This is a genomic window from Sphingomonas sp. LC-1 (assembly GCF_025371035.1).
Classification (GTDB): domain Bacteria; phylum Pseudomonadota; class Alphaproteobacteria; order Sphingomonadales; family Sphingomonadaceae; genus Sphingomonas; species Sphingomonas sanguinis_E.
Genome location: NZ_JANZXB010000023.1, coordinates 1 through 18687, shown reverse-complemented (window position 1 = coordinate 18687; position 18687 = coordinate 1). Strand labels below are relative to the sequence as shown.

Below are 18687 nucleotides of genomic sequence, written 5' to 3'. Positions count from 1 at the left end.
GCACCAGAAACGGCGACACCGCCATATCCGGCCTCCGGTTCCGCTTCGCTCCACCTCCGTCCGGATATGGCGGCGATGAGCTTAATGCACTAACAAACCAATCGGTCCACTCGGTGGGGGCAGATCAGCTGCGTGCAGATCGGGCAGGCGGACCTCGATCACCAGCAGCGTCATGGCGATGGCGAACACTGCGTCCGAAAAGAAGGTCAGCCGTTCGAGCTTCGCGTGTTCGCGATCATTTGTCATCATTACCCCCCGATCCGGCATCTTCACCGCCTGCCTTCAGAGAGGCAAGGCTAAGATTGTGACGACAGCGAGAGAAGCGCCCTTCTCGCATCACTATTGGCGGGCGAGTTGTGAGAAGCCCTCCGCTCTCCCGTTATTCGATCCTTGCGAGACGGTGCCGGCCGTCTCGCTGGCCGTTCCCATTTGAGAAAGCGAACGCCTGCTTTAAGAGAGTGCCTTGGCGAGGCCATGCCAAGTCAAAGCGAGACATAAGCGTGAGATTGAAAGCATGAGCCGACCGATTGTCGCCTTCGCATTGAGTGTCGCGCTCGGTTCGGCCCTCGGTGCCGCCATGGGCAATTTAAGTCTGGGAATCGCGGTTAGCGTTGCCGTTGCCGTCAGCTTTGCCATGGCCTCACGCAAGCAGTTTCCAAGTGATAGAGGCGCGTGAGCAGCCCCCACCGGGTGATCCGGCTTGATAGTTAGTGCATTGTCGTCTCCGCCGCCATTGCCGGGCGTAGGTGGAGCGCAGCGAAACCGGAGGCGGGTAATGGCGGCGTCGCCGCTTGTGATGCGGGTGGCCTAACGGATATGCTCGAGCTTCAAGTTTTTCACCTTCACCTTTTTCCACTCACGATCGGCGGTGAGGGCAGGGACCCCAAGCTGCGCGGCGAGCGCGAGACATGATCGGTCACCCAGTCCGCGGCCATACTGTTGCGTTTGAGCATGCAGAGCAGCGGCGGCATAGGCGGCTTCGGTATCGTGGGCGCGAACATCTAGTCGAAGCTCGTCGAGCAGTTCGCGAGTAGTCGGCTCGTCGAGGCCACTAAGCAGTAGCTCCTTGATCACCTCTTGGAGGTTGACTGCCGAAATCGCTGCACGCCCGATATAGGGAGCGACCTTGTCGGCGCCGGGTTCATCGCGGACCAGCGCCAACACTGCAGATGCGTCGAGAACGACGGATGCCATTATGCGTCTCGATCCGGTGCGGCGGACGTGTCCTCACCGTGGTCAGCGGCAGCTTCCGCTTTCCGGTCCTCGAGGAAGTCGTCGGTCGTGCGCGCATGCTTGGCATGTTCGCGGTAGAGTGCCTGCGCGCGAGATACGCCATGCCCGATCGGTGACAATCGCACCTGATCGTCCTCAACCGTTAGGATAACCTTTGTATCTCCATGTAAGCCCATTGCTTTACGAACGGAGGCTGGCAGAACCATTCGGCCATTACCGGCAACGTTGATATCTATGGATTGAGAGGCCATTCGCCTTGCCCTATCAGCTTGTATGTGCCCGCAATATGGCAGAAAATGGTTTGTGGCACAACTAGGCTTCAGTGAAAAGCCTAACCATATGTCACCATGAGTATGGTAATATGGGTATACCCGTATCGTACGGTCGGTATAAAACGTTGGTTGCGTCTTATTAGGGTGGTCCGCAGAGATATTGAACAGGTGCGCCGTTGGGTCTAGAAGCTGTTCGAACAGAATGAGGGTTCGATGGCGCTTTTTGGATATGCCCGTGTTTCTACGACGGATCAGGATCTTGGCATCCAAGTGGCTGCGTTACGGGCAGCGGGTTGTCAGACGATCCGGTCGGAGAAAAAGTCCGGCTCGGGCCGTGAAGCGCGAACCGAGTTACAAGTCCTGCTCGATTTCCTGCGCGAAGGCGACACGCTGGTCGTCACGCGGATCGACCGTCTCGCACGGTCGATGAAGGACCTTCAAGACATCGTCCACGAGTTGAAGGGCAGGGGGGTAGCGCTGAAGGCGACCGAGCAGCCGATCGATACCCGCACTGCCGCCGGCAAAGCGTTCCTCGATATGCTCGGCGTCTTTGCGGAGTTCGAGACGAACCTGCGTAAGGAGCGGCAGGCGGAGGGGATCGCGGCTGCTAAGGCGCGCGGCGTCTACAAAGGCGGCAAACCGCGTATCGATCCGGAGGCGGTGCGCATGCGCGCGGCGCAGGGGATGCGCCCGGCGCACATCGCCCGCGAACTGGGAATCTCGCGAGGGACGGTTTATCGCTTCCTGCCTGCAGCATCTCTCGGGCCAAACGGTGCCTTGCCATCGGAATCCGCTCTACTGCATAGCGCTGCTACCGATGCCGATCCGTCCTGAGCATGTCTTTCTATACCCGATCGATTGGCGGTATATCTCCGACTTCGTTCGGTTTGTCCGTGCCAAAGGCTGCTGTGAGCATTGCGGACGGGGGCATCTGAAGCGCGTCTTCCACATGGGCGACGGACGGTGGTGGGATGCGGAACGCCGGTATTGGAGGAACGGGCAGGGCAGGCGAGTTCGTCGACCGACCAACGATATTCTGCACGTTGGCAAGTGGACATCGGTGGTTTTGGCGTGCGCCCATCTGCATCACGATCCAAGCGACAGTCGCTTTGAAAAACTGGCTGCGCTTTGCCAACGATGCCACATGATTCATGATGCGCCCGAGCATCGGAGACGCCGGTGGATGAACGCCCATTTCCGCCGAGCGTTGGGCGACCTGTTCTACGGCCCTTATCCCGAACATGGTGCCGATTGGATTACTCCGACGCCAGCCAGCATGCTCGATGATCCACGGCTACTTTACTTTCAGGTCTGAGCTGAGCAGCGCGCTGCGTTGGAGTTCAGGTGTTATGCTGGCAGGTTCGTGCTATCGAGTAGGTACGCTCTGGGGCCCTGATCATGCCGCTTCGGACTGCTGCCCATTTGTCGGCATGCCAGCAATTTGCAGGTGCCTGGTCGCCTGAACCACGAGATCTGCGTTCGGCAGGTCCCGGTGATCGATCCACCACTTCGCGTCGTAGATGCGCAGGCAAAGTTCGCAGTCGGCCTCGGTGGTTGTGTGCGAGGTCACGGCCAGAGAGGCCAAGCGGCTAATACGAATATTCTCCGCCCAGGCCACTTGCCGCTCGCTTCCAGTCAGTGGCGTCAGATCGAGATGTGCGATTATCGCACTGTCACGTGCCGCAGCGTCGACCTGTTCGGCTTTTTTGTCTGCGACGAAACAGGCTCTGCATTTCGTTGTCCGTAACCAGCGTGCCTTGCGCGCGACCTGAGAGTCGAAGCCATAGATGACATGCGCCTGCTCGTGGCCGCAGGCATGAATAATCTGCTGTTCCATGGCTTAGAGGGTGCCGTATCACCCACCGACTGCCAAATCCTATGAGTCGACACGAATCGTTCCCGCGACGAACGGTTGCGGCCAAGCAAAACAGGCTCAGGAAGCGGTCGCACGCTGTGATGCATGGTGGAATGACCGCATTGGGCAGCGGTTGTGACGAAGTCGACAGTCAAAAAGACGGCGGAGCAAGGTATTTGACGACTACCCGTTGTAGTAAGCCAATGACGGCTGTTCGGCGGAATATGGTATAAACCGCCTTTTGTTCACAATGCATTGTCCGCAAGGACGCCTAGGTCCTTGTGAGTCGCCACGAACTTAAGTGCAATTAAAGGCAAGAGACTTCTCTGTATCACTTGTTCCCGCCACCGGCCGCGCGACCAACGGATAAGGGCATAGCGGGCGCGTCCGACCCGGCCACGGCGTCGCTGGCCCTGCCGTCGCCTCGATCCGGTCCGGCGCGGTACCCTGCTCGACCCACCGGACCAGGGCGGTGAAGGCATCGAACTGATCGGTCGCCGGTCCACCTTGGCAATGGGCCATGCCCGGCACCGGGAAGACGCGGACGAACGATGCTGCCTGCCCAGCACTATGGCGATTGACGTCGTTGAACCACGCGATCGTGTCGTTGATCGAGAATACCGGGTCCGACACGCCATGCGGCACGATCATCCGCCCGCCGTGGGCGCGGAATTCCGTCAGGTCGCTCGACCGCGCGGCGATGTCGTTCCACGCCGATCGCGGAAATCCGGGTGCGGTCGTCTGGATCGCGGCGGGATCGCGGTCGAAGTCATAGGCGAGTTGGTAATCCATCCCTGCCTGCGGCCCGGCTGCCAACGCGCGCGGCGGCGTGGAAAAGATCGTCGCCAGCGCCGGTGCGCCCATCGCCGCGTTGATCGCGGGCACTGCCGGCTGCGCCAGCCCCAGCTTCCACACGCGCCAGCCATCGTCCGACAGCCCGGCATCCCAGGGGAAGCTGGCATAGAGCGCCGTACCGCGACTGTCGCGCGGACCGCCGAATCCCTGCACCAGCGCGTCGATCTGTCCGGGCGCGAGGCAGCTTTGGTTCTTGCCGGCCGTGCATTGCCGCGCGCGCAGTTCGCGCACGACTTCGGGTGTCGTGCACTGCGCGAAGGCCCCGACCAGTCCGTCGGCCAGCCCGTCCTTCGCGTCGCACGCCGCCAGCACCGCCGCGCGGGCGAGCAGCAGGTCGCTCGTTGAAAATGCCTGCGCCAGTCGCGCGACCGGCACACTGGTTTCACCGGGTGCCCGCACCAGCGCCGCATAGGTCTGCGTGTCCCACGCCTCGGCGATCGCCGCCTTGGGCAGCGCGAAGCCCGGCGCGGCGGCGAGGATGCCGTCGAACGCGTCCGGGTAGCGCTGGGCAAAGGCCATGCCTTCCTGTCCGCCCTTCGAACATCCCGCGAAATAGCTGTGCGCCGGATCGCTGTGATAATAGCGCGTCAGGATCGCGCGTGCCGTGTCATAGCTCGCCTTCAGCGCGGCATGGCCGTAGTCGGCGCGCGCCTGCGCATCGAAGCCGAACGAGACCGTGCCGCCGCGGGCCGGGTCGGCATTGGTCGTGTTCGAGTGCCCCGAATCCTGACTGATGACGGCATAGCCCTGCGCCAATGCGGTTGCGCCGGGCCCAACCGGCCCGACCGCGTTGCCGATGTCGCCGTTGGTGCCGCCGCCGCCCTGGAACAGGAAACGTTTGTTCCATTGGTCGGGCAGGCGCATCCGGAAACGGATCGCGTATTTCTGTCCGTCCTGTCCGGTGCGTTCGTGCAGGATGCCGGACACCTCGCAATGTGCGGGCAGCGGCGCGGTCTTGGCGCCGAACCCGGCATCGAGGGTGACGCCGGCGGGGTGCGCGTCGGTGGTCAGGATGCGCAGCGTCGGATCGGCCCATCCGCCCATGGCCAGTGCCGCGCACCCCTGTGGCGATGCAGCGCCGATTGTCGTCGTGTTGGGAGGGGCGGGTGTCGCGCACCCGGCCAGCATCGATCCGGCGAGCATCGTCGCCACGGCCAATTGCCTCCGCATCGTCGTCTCCATCGTCATGCCACCTGATACACGGTGATCCGCACCGCCGCGCCGTCCGCCGGATCGGCCGCGCCGACCGTGCCGAGAAAGATCGATTCGTTCAGCCATTGATGCTTGCCAAGCGGCACTTCGAACACCGGCGTCGTGCGGATATAGTTGCCGCGCACCAGCCCGCGATTGGTGATGTGAATCAGCGTGCCGTCGCGCTCGCGCATCAGATAGCTGGCTTCCAGCACGGTGGTGCCGTCGTCCCGGACGAGTTGCCAGTCCATCCCCTCGGGCAGGATCGTGCCGGCGATACGCGGACCCGCAAAGCGACCACCGGTGATCGGAATGCGGATCCGCTTGCCCAGCGGTGTCGCCCCGACTTCCTCGGTCTTGCCGAGGGTCACGATCGCTTCATAGGCAAAGGTCAGCCCAATACTGGTCAGGCGTTCGGGTGCGGCCTGTGCCAGGTCGGGCAGGGCAACCATGCCGCTAAGCGCGACCGACAGGCCGATCATTCCGCGACGGGTAAGGCCGTCGCCTGCGTCCACGTCCGTTCCCGGCATCGCATCCTCCATCCGCTACGGTCTACGCCGCGATATTGCTATGAAGCATATCTAGTTGTCCGTCGAATGCAAGCTGGCAATGCATCCGGATGGGGTGTCGGTCCCGGCAAATTCGCGCTGCAGCCAGCGGTCGAACCATTCGGTCCAGTGTCCGATCGGCAGGTTCGGTGATCCGACGCCGAAGCCGTGGCCGCCTTCATTGCCGAAATGTGCCTCTACCGGGCGGCCGGCCCGGCGCAGCGCGGCGATCATCGCCAGGCTGTTGTCGGGGACGACCGAGGCATCGTCCATAGCATGGACGATGAAGGTGGGTGGGGTGGTCGCGGTGACATGTTCGGCGGGCGAGCGGCGCGCGACCGCCGCCGCATCGGGCTTGTTCCCCAGCAACCGTTCGGCGGACAGGGCATGGGTAAAGGGCGCGCTGGCGGCGATCACCGGATAAATCAGGCCCACGGCATCGGGCCGCGCGTCGATCCGATCGATCGCATCGCGGGGCGGGTAGACGGTTTGCGCGAAGTCGGTTTCCAGCGTCGCCGCCAGATGCCCGCCCGCCGAAAAGCCTAGTACCGCGACCTTGTCCGGATCCAGCCCGTCGCGGGTCGCGGCGGCGCGGACCATGCGCATGCCGCGCTGCGCATCCTGCAATGGCACGTCCGACCGGTTGGCCCAGCCTTCACCGGGTAGTCGGTAGAGCAGGACATGGACGGTGTAGCCGAGCGTGTTCAGCCGCGCGGCGATATCGACGCCTTCATTGCCGATCGACAGGAAATCATAGCCCCCGCCGGGTAGAACCAGTACCGACGCACCGTTCGGACGCAGGGGAGGGAATAGTCGCAGGCCCGGTGTGTCGATGTTGCGCAAAAAGGTCGCCGGACTGTCGGCAGGAACCGGGACGGGCCGAAAACCACCGCCGGGCGGGGTTCCGGTCCATAGCGGCGTGAACGGGGCGGCTTCCCAAGCAGCGGGCAGGGCGGCGGGCGGTTCCGGACGTTGCGCGTCCACCGGCGCGGCGATCATGCTGCCGCGCCGTCACCGCCGAACGCCCGACGCAGCGCGGCGACCTTTGCCGCGGTAAAGCGCTTCGACAGCCCGGTTTCGGGCGCGACCGCATCGAATCCGTGGAAGCCGCCCGGCGTCACGACCAGTTCGGCCGGTACCCCGGCGGAAATCAGGCGGCGGGCATAGTCGATATCCTCGTCGACGAAGAGGTCGACCGATCCGACGGCGATGAAGGTCGGCGGCAGGCCCGACAGGTCGCCGACGCGCGCGGGCACGCCCGCCGCCGGCACGTCGCGCCCGCCCGGCGCACGACCGAGAAAGGATCGCCATCCAAAGATGTTGGCGGGCACATCCCAACCGATCCGGCCGATGAACGGCGGGACGGCGCGCGTGCTGCCGGTACGGTCGTCGAGCATCGGATAGATCAGCACCTGCGCGCATAGCGGCACGCTGCGCCGGTCACGTGCCATCAGCGCCAGCAACGCCGCGTGCCCGCCGCCCGCGCTTTCGCCCATCACCGCAATGCGGCCCGGATCGACGCCCAGCCCGGCGGCATTGGCGTGCAACCAGACAAGCGCGGCATGATTGTCCGCGACCGATCCGGCATAGGTCGTCTCCGGCGCGAGCCGGTATTCGACGGTAACAACGACGCAGTCGAGCTGCTTTGCCAAATCCTGGCATTGCAGGATCGAGCCCTTGGCCGAGCCGACAATATAGCCGCCGCCATGGGTGTGCAGGATCGCCGGTCGCTTGGCACCGGCGCGGGTGTTGATGACATAGACGGTTACCGGCGGCTGTCCGGCGGCACCCGGAATGCGTTGCTCGGCATAGGGAATGTCGGTACGCGGCGGCGGCTGCGGCCCCGCACGCATCGTCGTATAGGATTTTGCGATCGGCGGCATCGCCGCGACCATCGCCTGGATGCCCTGTGCGGCGGGGCGCAGTTCGGGCGCGACCGCCTGTAACGGATCGGGCAGCGCGGTCCTGCGGCCCGTGGCCGGCTGTTCGGTCCGTCCCCCGATCGGTATCGCCAGCGCCACTCCGCCGATCGCCGCGGTGCGCATCATGTCCCGCCGTCCGAGCATCCTCGTCCTCCTCCTGTTCGGCGCTTGCCGCGCGCTGTCGTTCGCCCGTTGTAGGTCGCCGGATTGGCTATGCTCAATAGCTTCCACCAATAAAAAAAATCACAACCGGATTTACAACCGATTGCAGTTATTGTTATGTGTCATCGCAGTTGGAGCATACCAACCGAGGAGAGGTTTCATGCCGGGAAAGCCCTTGGCAGGTCGTCGGCGGACGATCCGTCCGCGCGCCTGCCCGCCCGCCATCCCCTCGATCGCCGAACGACGGATATTGGGGAGGATACGCATGCGTAACTTGACGTTGCTGCTGGCTGGGACCGCGCTGTTGCCCGTTGCGACTTCCGCAAGGGCACAGGACCAGTCGACCGATGCACCCGCGACCGCGACGGCGGTCACCGACGACAGTGCGGTCGGCGATATCGTCGTCACCGGACAGAAGACGTCCGAACGCCTGTCGCGCGCACCGATCGCGATCAGCGTCGTCTCGCAGGATTCGCTGACCCGGCAGGGCGTCGACTCGGCGTCGTCGCTGGCGACCACCGTGCCGAACCTGCAACTGAGCGCCAACGGCTTTGCGGTGCGCGGCATCGGCAGCAACAACAGCTTCAGCGGCTATTCGACGGTCGCGACGCAGATCGACGGCATCTACGAACCGTCGGCACAGGCGCTGTCGTTCGGCCTCTACGATCTGGGCGCGGTGGAGGTGCTGCGCGGGCCGCAGGGCACCGTCTATGGGCGCAACGCGACCGCTGGCGTCGTCAACATCAACACCGCCGATCCGCGATCGACGCGCGGCGTGACCGCCGACCTGCAAATCGGCCGCTTCAACGAAGTCCGCGCGCGTGCCGCCGTCGATCTGCCGGTCAGCGACGCATGGCGCCTGCGCTTCGCTGCCTATCGCCAGGTCGATGACGGGGTCGACGACCATTACGGGGCGCGGCACGGCTATGGAAAGACCGACCAGTCGGGGTTGCGCGTAACCTCGCTGCTCGACGTCGGCCCGGTGACGTGGCGGCTGTCGCTCAACTATGGCCGCAATCAGGGCACCATCCCCGCCAGCTACCTGACGAGCATCAACTATTATCCGCAGGGCAATCTGGCGGCCGGCACCTTCGGCCCGCGCGAGGTGATCGAGACCGACGCGCTGAACGTCGGGCAGGCGCAGGTCCGCGACAATCGCCTGGATCTCGAATATTATTCCGCCCGCTCGCGGCTGGTGTGGCAGGCGGCGGACGGTCTCTCGCTCACCTATCTGTCGGGATACACGCTGCTCAAGAATGACGGTATCGACGCCGCGACCGGCGTGTTCACCCAGGAATCGATCGACCGCCGTACGGAAAGCTGGTCGCACGAAGTCGACGTCAACTATGACCGTGGCATACTGAACCTCGTGCTCGGCGGCTTCCTGTATCAGGACCGCCAGCCATCGGGCACCCGCCTGCTCCATGCCGGCGACACCGCGCCCGCACCGTTCAACACCGTCTACAACCTGATCGGCGCCAAGATCGCCGGCACCGGCACCGGCATCTCGACGATCAGCGGCGTCGACGTCGTCACCAGCTATCGCGGGCAAGGGACGAAGTCGCAGGCCGTGTTCGGTCAGGGCACGCTCGAAATCCTGCCCGGCCTGAAACTCATCGGTGGCATCCGTTCGACCTGGGAACAGGTCAACGCCCGCAACATCGAACTGGTCTGCCCCGGCGACACCATCACCCGGCAGAACATCACGCCGACCACCTGTCCCAGCATCCCGTTCGTCTTCGCGCTGTCGAACGACACGAACCGCCCGGAAGCGAAGTTCGACAATATCAGCTGGAAGGTCGGCGCGAATTACGAGGTCAGTCCGACCACGCTCGTCTATGCCACGGTCAGCACCGGCTTTCGCGGCGGCGGTCTGGAGGCCAGCGGCAACGCCCCGCAATATCGCCAGTATCGCCCGGAAACCGTGACCAATTACGAAGCGGGCGTCCGCACCACGCTGCTGAACGGCAAGCTGTATTTGAGCGCCACCGGGTTCAATATGGAGTACAAGGATCTGCAGGTATCGAGCATCGTGCTCAACCCGCTGACCAACCAGGTTTCGGCCGTCACCACCAACGCCGCCACCGCCCGGCTGCGTGGCGTCGAGGTGGAGGCCAGCCTGCGCCCGACGCCGCGCGACCGGATCAGCGGCTATGTCTCGTACCTCGACGCGCGCATCAAATCCTTCCCGACCGCGTCGGACAATCTCAATTCGGGCAGCGGCAACTACAACGCGTTCGCGCCGGCATTCGGCTTCCGCCCGCTGCCCTCCAGCCTGAGCATCGATGCGTCGGGCAACCGCCTCGCCAACGCGCCCGAATGGAGCGGCCGGTTCAGCTACGCCCATACCTTCGATCTCGGCGGCGGCGGGCGGCTGATCCCCAGCGTCGATTTCTACGCCCAGTCGCGCACCTATAGCGACGTGCAGAATTACACACAGAGCCTGCGCGACGCCTATACCAAGACCGACCTGAACCTGCGGTTCGAGGATGCCAACGATCGCTATTCGATCACCGCCTTCGTCAACAATGTCGAGGATAGCCGCGTCGCTAATACGCTGGTGACGGTGTGGAGTTCGACGACGGCGAATTACGATCCGCCGCGCACCTATGGCATCCGGCTCGGCATGAATCTACGCTGATCGGCAGGAGAGTGAGATGACGATAGCAACGCAAGCTGCCGCGCCGCCACGCGCCACCTGGCCGCTCGATGCCTGGTATGTTGCGGCCAGCGCCGACGAGGTCGGCGACAAGCCGCTCGCCCGCCAGATCACCGGGCAACGCATGGTGTTCTTCCGCCCCGCAAGCGGTGGTGTCGTCGCGCTGGAGGATTTCTGTCCCCATCGCGGCGCGCCGCTCTCGCTCGGCTTCGTGCGCGGCGATACGCTGGTGTGCGGCTATCACGGCCTCGCCGTCGACTGCCATGGACGGCCCGACAACATGCCGGGGCAGCAGGTCGGCAAGTTTCCCTCGGCCCGCGCCTTCCCCGTCATCGAACGCTATGGCTTCATCTGGGTCTGGCCCGGCGATCCGGACCGCGCCAGCGCCGACAAGCTGCACCCGCTCCCCTGGGCCGAAAGCCCCGACTGGGCCTATGGCGGCGGGCTGTTCCATATTGGTTGCGATTACCGGTTGATGATCGACAATCTGATGGACCTGACCCACGAAACCTATGTCCATGCCAGCAGCATCGGCCAGAAGGAGATCGACGAAGCCCCGGTCAGGACCGAGGCGACGGGGGACGAGGTCGTCACCAGCCGCCACATGGAGAATATCACCGCACCGCCCTTCTGGCGGATGGCGCTGCGCGGCGCGGGCCTGCCCGAGGATGCGCTGGTCGACCGCTGGCAGGTCTGCCGCTTCTCGTTGCCCAGCCATGTGATGATCGAGGTCGGCGTCGCGCTGGCGGGGGAGGGGGGCTATCATGCCGATCCGGCCCGAAAGGCGTCGAGCATCGTCGTCGACTTCATCACGCCGGAGACCGAGACCTCGCACTGGTATTTCTGGGGCATGGCCCGGCAATTCGCGGTCGGCGATGCCGCGCTGACCGACACGATCCGCGAAGGGCAGGGCAAGATCTTCTCCGAGGATTTGGAGATGCTGGAGCGGCAACAGGCCAATCTGTCGCGCTATCCCGATCGCAAGCTGTTGAAGCTCAACATCGATGCCGGCGGGGTCCGCTCGCGCCTGATGATCGACCGCGCCATCGCCCGTGAAGCGGCCGCGACCGCGTGACGCTGCCGCGCTATGACGTGCTGATCGTCGGTGGTGGTCATGGCGGCGCGCAGGCGGCGATCGCGCTGCGCCAGCGCAATTTCGCCGGGACCATCGCGATCCTCGGCGACGAACCCCACCCCCCTTACGAACGCCCGCCGCTGTCGAAGGATTATCTTGCGCGAGACAAGCCGTTCGACCGCATCCTCATCCGCCCGCCCGCCTTCTGGGACGAACGCGAAATCGATCTGCTGCTCGGGCGGTGCGTGGTCCGCGTCGACGCCGATGCGCATCTGGTCGAAACGGCCGACGGCGCGACCATCGGCTATGGCGTGCTGATCTGGGCAACCGGCGGCGCACCGCGGCGGCTGACGTGCAGCGGCCACGACCTGCCCGGCGTCCATGCCGTGCGTACCCGCGCCGATGCCGATGCGATCATGGCCGCACTGGGCGCGGTCCGCCACGTCTGCATCATCGGCGGCGGCTATATCGGGCTGGAGGCGGCGGCGGTCCTGATCAAGGCCGGCAAGCAGGTAACGCTGCTGGAGGCGCAGGACCGGTTGCTCGCCCGCGTCGGCGGTGCGCCGCTCTCCGCCTTCTACGAAGCCGAACACCGTGCCGCCGGGGTCGATCTGCGGCTGAACGTCAGCGTCGATTGTATCGAGCCGGCCGATGGCGGCCTGTCGGTACGCACCGCCGATGGCGCGGCCTTCGCCTGCGACATGGTGATCGTCGGCATCGGGATCGTGCCCGCCGTCGAACCGCTGCTGGCGGCGGGGGCGGCCGGCGGCAACGGTGTCGATGTCGACGACCGATGCCGCACCTCGCTCGCCGACATCTATGCGATCGGTGACTGCGCCGCCCATCCCAATGCCTATGCCGACGGTGTGCGTCTCCGCGTCGAAAGCGTGCAGAACGCCAATGATCAGGCGATGACCGTCGCCATGCAGATCGCCGATGGTATCGCACCGCCCTATGCGGCGGTGCCGTGGTTCTGGTCGAACCAGTACGACCTGCGGCTGCACACGGTCGGTCTGTCCATTGGGTATGACGACCTCGTCGTACGCGGCGACATGGCGCAGCGATCCTTTTCGATCGTGTATCTGCGCGCCGGCCGGGTGATCGCCCTCGACTGCGTCAACGCGACCAGGGACTATGTGCAGGGTCGCAAGCTGGTCGAACGTGCCGCCATTCCACCGCGCGATGCGCTGGCCGATGCGGCTACTCCTTTGAAGGAACTGGCATGATGCCGACCCTGACCGTCACCACCCGCAGCGGCGAGACCCGCAGCATCGCCGCCGATCCCGACGCCAGCGTCATGGTAGCGATCCGTGACGCCGGCATTGACGAGATGCTGGCATCGTGCGGCGGTTGTTGCTCGTGCGCGACCTGCCACGTCTTTGTCGATGAAACGCAGATGGATAGCCTGCCGCCGATGAGCGCCGACGAGGACGATCTGCTCGATATATCAGAGCATCGCACCGCCACTTCGCGCCTGTCGTGTCAACTTCCGCCGCTGGACGGCCTGCGCCTCACCATCGCGCCTGAGGATTAAGCCCGCGATGTCCGATCCCCGCACCATCCTCGACAACGCGAAAATGTCGCGGTTCCAATGGGGTATCGTCGCGACGATGGTCGGGCTGAACGCGCTCGATGGGTTCGACGTCCTCTCGATCAGCTTCGCCTCGCCCGGCATTGCCGCCGATTGGGGGATCGATCGCGCGGCGCTCGGCATCGTGTTGTCGATGGAGCTGATCGGCATGGCGATCGGATCGCTGCTGCTGGGCGGCGTGGCCGACCGGATCGGCCGGCGCGCGACCATACTCGCCTGTCTCGGCGTCATGACGGTCGGGATGCTCGGCGCGGCAAGCTCGGGCGGGATTGCGCAACTATGTTCGTGGCGGGTGCTGACCGGTCTGGGCATCGGCGGCATGTTGGCCGCCACCAATGCGGCCGTGGCGGAAGCAGCTAATGCCCGGCACCGATCACTGGCGGTGGTGCTGATGGCGGCGGGCTATCCGGTCGGTACCATCATCGGCGGTTCGGTATCGGCGCTCCTGCTTGGCTGGTATGACTGGCGCGCGGTGTTCGTGTTCGGCGCTCTCTGCAGCGTGGCATTCGTGCCGCTGGTGCTGTGGCGCGCGCCCGAATCCGTTGCGTTCCTGATGCACCGCCGTCCACCCGATGCGCTGGCGCGGATCAACGCCACACTCGCACGCATGGGCCATCCTCCGGTCGACACGCTTCCTCCGGCCGAGGCACGCGTGGCGAAGGTGCCGGTCATGGCGCTGTTCGCGCCGGGCCTGCTGCGCACGACGCTGCTGCTGACGCTCGCCTATCTCGCGCATATCATGACCTTTTATTTCATCCTGAAATGGATTCCGAAGATCGTGGTCGAAATGGGTTTTCCCGCGCCGCAGGCGGCGGGGGTGCTGGTCTGGGCCAGTATCGGTGGGGCGACCGGCTCGCTGATCCTCGGGCTGCTGACCGGGCGAGTGCGGTTGCTCGGCCTGACCATCGCCGCGATGCTGCTCTCGACCGCGCTGGTGATCGTGTTCGGCCGGACGCAGAGCGATCTGGCGACGCTGTCGGTCGTCGCCGCCGCTGCCGGCTTCGCCACCAATGCCGGGGTCGTCGGCCTTTACGCGCTGATCGCGCGCAGCTTTCCGACCGGGGTGCGCGCCTCGGCGACCGGCTTCGTCATCGGCGTCGGGCGCGGCGGATCGGCGCTGGCACCGGCGCTGGCCGGGCTGCTGTTTAACATCGGCTACGGCCTGCAATTCGTTGCGGTGCTGATGAGCCTCGGCTCGCTGGTCGCCGCCATCGCGCTGCTGGGCCTGCGCCATCGACAAGCCGGTTGACCACCGGTCTTTCGTGAATTAAGCTATGAGATATAACAAATAGGAGAGGCATCGTGTCCGTGGCAACTTCGCCAACTTTCACCCGCCTGAACCCGGTCACCGGCGACGTCGCGACCACCGCCCCCGCCTTCGGCCCGGCAGAGGCGATCGCCGCTGCCGATGCCGCCGCCGCCGCCTTTCCGGCATGGTCCGCGCTAGGCCCCAATGCCCGCCGTGCCGCCCTGACCAAGGCCGCCGATGCGCTCGCCGCTCGCGCCGACCAGTTCGTCGACGCCATGATGGATGAAATCGGCGCGACCGAGAATTGGGCGCGATTCAATCTGATGCTGGCCGTCTCGATGGTCCGTGAAGCCGCCGCGCTTACCACCCAGATCGGCGGCGAGGTCATCCCCTCCGACAAACCCGGCTGCATCGCCATGGCGCTGCGCGAACCGGTCGGCGTCATGCTGGGCATTGCCCCCTGGAACGCCCCGATCATTCTCGGCGTCCGGGCCATCGCCGTCCCGCTCGCCTGTGGCAACACGGTTGTCCTGAAAGCCAGCGAGCAATGCCCGCGCACCCACAGCCTGATCGCCGAAGCCTTTGCCGACGCCCTGCCGGCCGGTGCCGTCGCGATCGTGACCAACGCTCCACAGGACGCAGCCGAGATCGTCGGCGCGCTGATCGACCACCCGCAGGTCCGCCGCATCAATTTCACCGGATCGACCCATGTCGGCCGCATCATCGCGAAACGGGCGGCCGAGCATCTCAAGCCCGTCCTGCTGGAACTCGGTGGAAAGGCGCCGCTGATCGTCCTCGACGACGCCGATCTCGACGAAGCGGTGAAGGCGGCCGCCTTCGGTGCGTTCATGAACCAGGGACAGATCTGCATGTCGACCGAACGGATCATCGTAATCGATGCCGTCGCCGATGCCTTTGTCGAGAAATTCGCGGCAAAGGTCGGAACGATGGCGGTCGGCGATCCGCGCGAGGGCAAGACGCCGCTCGGCGCGGTCGTCGATCGCAAGACCGTCGACCATGTACGGTCGCTGATCGACGACGCGGTCGCCGCCGGCGCGGTGCAGGTCAGTGGCGGTACGGCCGACGGGGTGTTGATGCCTGCGCATGTCATCGACCGGGTTACCCCCGACATGAAGCTGTTCCGCGACGAGAGCTTCGGTCCCGTCGTCGGCGTCACCCGTGCCCGGGACGAAGCCCATGCCATCGACCTCGCCAACGACACCGAATACGGCCTGTCCACCTCGGTCTTCACCCGCGACACCGCACGCGGCCTGCGCGTTGCGCGTCGTATTCAGTCGGGCATTTGCCACGTCAACGGACCGACCGTGCATGACGAGGCGCAGATGCCGTTCGGCGGGGTCAAGGCGTCGGGCTATGGCCGGTTCGGGGGCAGGGCGGGCATCGACGCCTTCACCGAACTGCGCTGGGTCACGATCGAGACCCAGCCCGGCCACTATCCGATCTGAACCACCCGATCCGAACAGCAGCGTCGCCCGGACGCCCGACCAAGGAAGTACCGAATGACCGAAACGAGCAGCAACGGCGTCGTCGCCTATGACGTCGCGGACGGGATCGCGTGGGTGCGCTTCAACCGCCCCGACAAGCGCAATGCGATGAGCCCGACGCTCAACCGCGACATGATGGAAGTGCTCGAGGCGCTCGAATTTCGCGACGATGTCGGCGTGCTGGTGTTGTCGGGTGAGGGGTCGGCATGGACCGCCGGCATGGATCTGAAGGAATATTTCCGCGAAACCGAAGCGCTGGGCCTGGCCGGCACGCGCAAGGCCCAGCGCGAGAGCTATGGCTGGTGGCGGCGGCTGCGCTGGTATCAGAAGCCGACGATCGCGATGGTCAATGGCTGGTGCTTCGGCGGTGGCTATGGCCCGCTGTTCGCCTGCGACCTCGCCTTTGCCGCCGAAGAGGCGAAGTTCGGCCTGTCGGAGATCAACTGGGGCATCCTGCCCGGCGGCGGCGCGACCAAGGTGGCGCAGGAACTGATGCCGTTCCGCAAGGCCATGTACCATGCGATGATGGGGGAGAATATCGATGGCCGGACCGCCGCCGAATGGGGGCTGGTCAACGAGGCGCTGCCGCTGGCGGTGCTGAAGGACCGCGTGACCGAAGTCGCCAAGGTGCTGCTCGCCAAGAACCCGGTGGCACTGAAGGCTACCAAGGACGCGATGAAGCGGGTCGGCGTGATGAGCTATGATGATGCCGAGGACTATCTGGTCCGCGCGCAGGAAGCCGCCAATTCCTACGACAATGACGGCCGCAAGGAAGGCATCCGCCAGTTCATCGACGAGAAGAGCTACAAGCCCGGCCTCGGCGCCTATGACAAGGACCGTGCCTGACCTTGAATCCTCCCCGGCACGGGGAGGGGGACCATGCGCAGCATGGTGGAGGGGGCTGTCCACGCGATACCGCATGCGGACGACCCCCTCGATCAGCATTTGGCGCCGCCACCTCCCCCTTTCCGGGGAGGATAAGGGGATCGAACCATGCCCGACCTTTCCCGTCTGCTTACTCCCCGCTCGGTCGCGATCGTCGGCGCGTCGCCCACGCCCGGCGCGCTCGGCAATGCGGTGCTGCGCAATCTCGAACGGCACGGCTATGCCGGTGACATTCACCTCATCAACCCGAAGCGTGAGACGATCGATGGGCGCTCGTGCCTGAAGGCGATTGCCGACCTGCCCGACGGTGTCGATGCGGCGGTGCTGGCGATCCCCGGCCCGGCGGTGCTTGACGCGGTACAGACGTTGGCGGCGCGTGGCGTCGGCGCGGCAATCGTCTTTTCGGCCGGGTTCGCCGAGGGCGGAGAAGCGGGACTGGCCGCGCAGGCTGAGGTCGCGCGGATCGCGGCGGAGAGCGGCATGATCGTCGAAGGCCCCAATTGTCTCGGCATGGTCAATTACGCCGCCGGGGTGCCGCTGACCTTCGTCGAGGCACCAGTGCTCGACCTTACGGGCAAGCAGGGGGTCGGCATCGTCAGTCAGTCGGGGGCAATGGCGGTCGTACTGGGCACGACGCTGATGGCTAAGGGGCTGGGGATCACCGTGTCGGTGTCGACCGGGAACGAGGCCGCGTCGGGCGTCGAGGACTATGTCGGCCACCTGATCGACGACCCCGCCACCCATGCCATCGCGATGATCGTCGAGCAGTTTCGCAAGCCCGCCCGCTTCCTGGCACTGGCTGAACGCGCGCAGGCGGCGGGCAAGCGCATCGTCCTGCTCCATCCGGGAACGTCGAGCGCCGCGCGCGACAGCGCCGCCACTCATACCGGCGCGATGGCGGGCGACTGGCACCTCATGCGGACCAAGGTCGAACGCACGGGCATCGTCCTGGTCGACAGCCTCGAAGCGCTGGGCGACGTTATCGACATCGCGGTGCGCGCCCGCCCGGTGCGCGCGGGCGGCACCGCTGTCCTCACCGAGAGCGGCGCGTTCAAGGCGCTGGTCCTCGACCTTGCCGAGCGGATCGGGCTGGACCTGCCGGACATGGCCGGCGCGACCGCCGACCGGATGCACGCGGTGCTGCCCGATTTTATCCCGGTGTCGAACCCGATGGACCTGACCGCGCAGGCGCTGGTCGATCCCGACCTGTATCGCCGCACGATGATCCCGCTGCTCGCTGACGATGCCTATGCCGCATTTGTGTTCGGCATCATCCAGACCGATCCTGCGACCGCCGCACGCAAATTCCCGCCGATCATCGATGCGATCACCGCGCTTGCACCACAGAAGCCGGTGATCTTCGCCGGCATCGACGACGGGGCCGAGGTGCCGGCCGACCATATCGCCGGACTGCGCGCGGTCGGCGTTCCCTATTTCCCCTCCGCCGACCGCGCGTTTCGGGCGCTGCGCCATCTGACTCGCGCCGCGGCGCTCGACCTGGGCAAAGCTACCGTCGATCCGGTCACGCTCGACCTGCCGGCGGGTGTCATTCCCGAATATGGCCCAGTCGGCCCGAAGCTGCGATTTTGGTCATCTTGGAGAACACGTCGGGAACGGGCTGGTTGTTGTTGACGATCGCCCATGCGAGGAACGACGTTCCGCTCCGATAAGGGAGCGGCGTTATG

General features: G+C 65.3%; 20 protein-coding genes and 1 pseudogene. 12 read left to right on the top strand and 9 right to left on the bottom strand.

Annotated features, from left to right (window positions below; translation table 11 throughout):
• On the top strand, positions 1 to 93 hold a 93-nt coding region (locus tag NZL82_RS19075; RefSeq protein ID WP_261270801.1), incomplete at its 5' end, for an integrase catalytic subunit.
• Here the strand turns inward: NZL82_RS19075 and NZL82_RS19070 are convergent.
• The gene (locus tag NZL82_RS19070; RefSeq protein WP_261271281.1) at positions 82 to 246 is read right to left on the bottom strand and encodes a TMEM175 family protein; all 165 of its coding nucleotides are present in this window, start codon (positions 244 to 246) and stop codon (positions 82 to 84) included. The two genes, NZL82_RS19075 and NZL82_RS19070, sit on opposite strands and share 12 nt — an antisense overlap.
• A gap of 268 nt (positions 247 to 514) precedes the next feature.
• Here NZL82_RS19070 and NZL82_RS19065 point away from each other — a divergent pair, with 268 nt between their 5' ends.
• A complete protein-coding gene (locus NZL82_RS19065) occupies positions 515 to 676 on the top strand; it encodes a hypothetical protein (protein ID WP_261271280.1) in 162 nt (53 codons plus the stop codon).
• A 31-nt stretch (positions 677 to 707) separates the two neighbouring features.
• Here the strand turns inward: NZL82_RS19065 and NZL82_RS19060 are convergent.
• The 3 genes and pseudogenes from NZL82_RS19060 to NZL82_RS19050 all read right to left on the bottom strand — a co-directional run.
• Positions 708 to 824, bottom strand: a pseudogene (locus NZL82_RS19060) (integrase catalytic subunit); the annotation flags it as partial.
• Entirely contained in the window at positions 808 to 1194 is a 387-nt protein-coding gene (locus NZL82_RS19055) for a type II toxin-antitoxin system VapC family toxin (RefSeq protein ID WP_261271279.1), read from the bottom strand. The pseudogene NZL82_RS19060 and the gene NZL82_RS19055, both read right to left, overlap by 17 nt.
• Positions 1194 to 1484 carry an AbrB/MazE/SpoVT family DNA-binding domain-containing protein gene (locus NZL82_RS19050; RefSeq protein WP_261271278.1) on the bottom strand — a complete coding sequence of 97 codons (291 nt, stop codon included), beginning with the start codon at positions 1482 to 1484 and terminating at the stop codon, positions 1194 to 1196. Before NZL82_RS19050 ends, NZL82_RS19055 begins: the two co-directional genes overlap by 1 nt.
• Positions 1485 to 1718: 234 nt before the next feature.
• Between NZL82_RS19050 and NZL82_RS19045 the strand changes: the two genes are divergently transcribed.
• Positions 1719 to 2339, top strand: coding sequence for a recombinase family protein (locus NZL82_RS19045; protein ID WP_261271277.1), 621 nt, complete (start codon positions 1719 to 1721; stop codon positions 2337 to 2339).
• A complete protein-coding gene (locus NZL82_RS19040; protein WP_261271276.1) occupies positions 2323 to 2820 on the top strand; it encodes a hypothetical protein in 498 nt (165 codons plus the stop codon). The genes NZL82_RS19045 and NZL82_RS19040 overlap by 17 nt, the downstream gene beginning before the upstream one ends.
• Before the next feature lie 81 nt (positions 2821 to 2901).
• Here NZL82_RS19040 and NZL82_RS19035 read toward each other — a convergent pair whose 3' ends face one another.
• From NZL82_RS19035 to NZL82_RS19015, 5 genes are all read right to left on the bottom strand, one after another.
• The gene (locus tag NZL82_RS19035; protein WP_261271275.1) at positions 2902 to 3342 is read right to left on the bottom strand and encodes a hypothetical protein; all 441 of its coding nucleotides are present in this window, start codon (positions 3340 to 3342) and stop codon (positions 2902 to 2904) included.
• Positions 3343 to 3657: 315 nt separating this feature from the next.
• A complete protein-coding gene (locus tag NZL82_RS19030; protein WP_261271274.1) occupies positions 3658 to 5385 on the bottom strand; it encodes a tannase/feruloyl esterase family alpha/beta hydrolase in 1728 nt (575 codons plus the stop codon).
• A 14-nt stretch (positions 5386 to 5399) separates the two neighbouring features.
• Complete coding sequence (locus tag NZL82_RS19025) at positions 5400 to 5936, bottom strand: DUF3237 domain-containing protein (protein WP_261271273.1); 537 nt, start codon at positions 5934 to 5936, stop codon at positions 5400 to 5402.
• 51 nt (positions 5937 to 5987) lie between these two features.
• Complete coding sequence (locus NZL82_RS19020; RefSeq protein ID WP_261271272.1) at positions 5988 to 6953, bottom strand: alpha/beta hydrolase; 966 nt, start codon at positions 6951 to 6953, stop codon at positions 5988 to 5990.
• Positions 6950 to 8020 (bottom strand): alpha/beta hydrolase, encoded by a 1071-nt coding sequence (locus NZL82_RS19015; RefSeq protein ID WP_261271271.1) that lies wholly within the window; start codon positions 8018 to 8020, stop codon positions 6950 to 6952. The genes NZL82_RS19020 and NZL82_RS19015 overlap by 4 nt, the downstream gene beginning before the upstream one ends.
• A 283-nt stretch (positions 8021 to 8303) precedes the next feature.
• Here NZL82_RS19015 and NZL82_RS19010 point away from each other — a divergent pair, with 283 nt between their 5' ends.
• The 8 genes from NZL82_RS19010 to NZL82_RS18975 all read left to right on the top strand — a co-directional run bounded on the left by NZL82_RS19010 (position 8304) and on the right by NZL82_RS18975 (position 18634).
• Positions 8304 to 10679 (top strand): TonB-dependent receptor, encoded by a 2376-nt coding sequence (locus tag NZL82_RS19010; protein WP_261271270.1) that lies wholly within the window; start codon positions 8304 to 8306, stop codon positions 10677 to 10679.
• A gap of 16 nt (positions 10680 to 10695) precedes the next feature.
• Entirely contained in the window at positions 10696 to 11772 is a 1077-nt protein-coding gene (locus tag NZL82_RS19005; RefSeq protein ID WP_261271269.1) for an aromatic ring-hydroxylating dioxygenase subunit alpha, read from the top strand.
• A 2-nt stretch (positions 11773 to 11774) separates the two neighbouring features.
• Entirely contained in the window at positions 11775 to 12998 is a 1224-nt protein-coding gene (locus tag NZL82_RS19000; protein ID WP_261271282.1) for an NAD(P)/FAD-dependent oxidoreductase, read from the top strand.
• Entirely contained in the window at positions 12998 to 13306 is a 309-nt protein-coding gene (locus NZL82_RS18995) for a 2Fe-2S iron-sulfur cluster-binding protein (protein WP_261271268.1), read from the top strand. Before NZL82_RS19000 ends, NZL82_RS18995 begins: the two co-directional genes overlap by 1 nt.
• Before the next feature lie 7 nt (positions 13307 to 13313).
• On the top strand, positions 13314 to 14612 hold the full coding sequence (locus NZL82_RS18990; protein ID WP_261271267.1) for an MFS transporter: 1299 nt from the start codon (positions 13314 to 13316) through the stop codon (positions 14610 to 14612).
• A 53-nt stretch (positions 14613 to 14665) separates the two neighbouring features.
• The gene (locus tag NZL82_RS18985) at positions 14666 to 16078 is read left to right on the top strand and encodes an aldehyde dehydrogenase (protein ID WP_261271266.1); all 1413 of its coding nucleotides are present in this window, start codon (positions 14666 to 14668) and stop codon (positions 16076 to 16078) included.
• Between the two features lie 54 nt (positions 16079 to 16132).
• The gene (locus NZL82_RS18980) at positions 16133 to 16963 is read left to right on the top strand and encodes a p-hydroxycinnamoyl CoA hydratase/lyase (RefSeq protein ID WP_261271265.1); all 831 of its coding nucleotides are present in this window, start codon (positions 16133 to 16135) and stop codon (positions 16961 to 16963) included.
• Positions 16964 to 17110: 147 nt separating this feature from the next.
• On the top strand, positions 17111 to 18634 hold the full coding sequence (locus NZL82_RS18975; RefSeq protein ID WP_261271264.1) for an acetate--CoA ligase family protein: 1524 nt from the start codon (positions 17111 to 17113) through the stop codon (positions 18632 to 18634).
• The last annotated feature ends 53 nt before the right edge of the window (positions 18635 to 18687 follow it).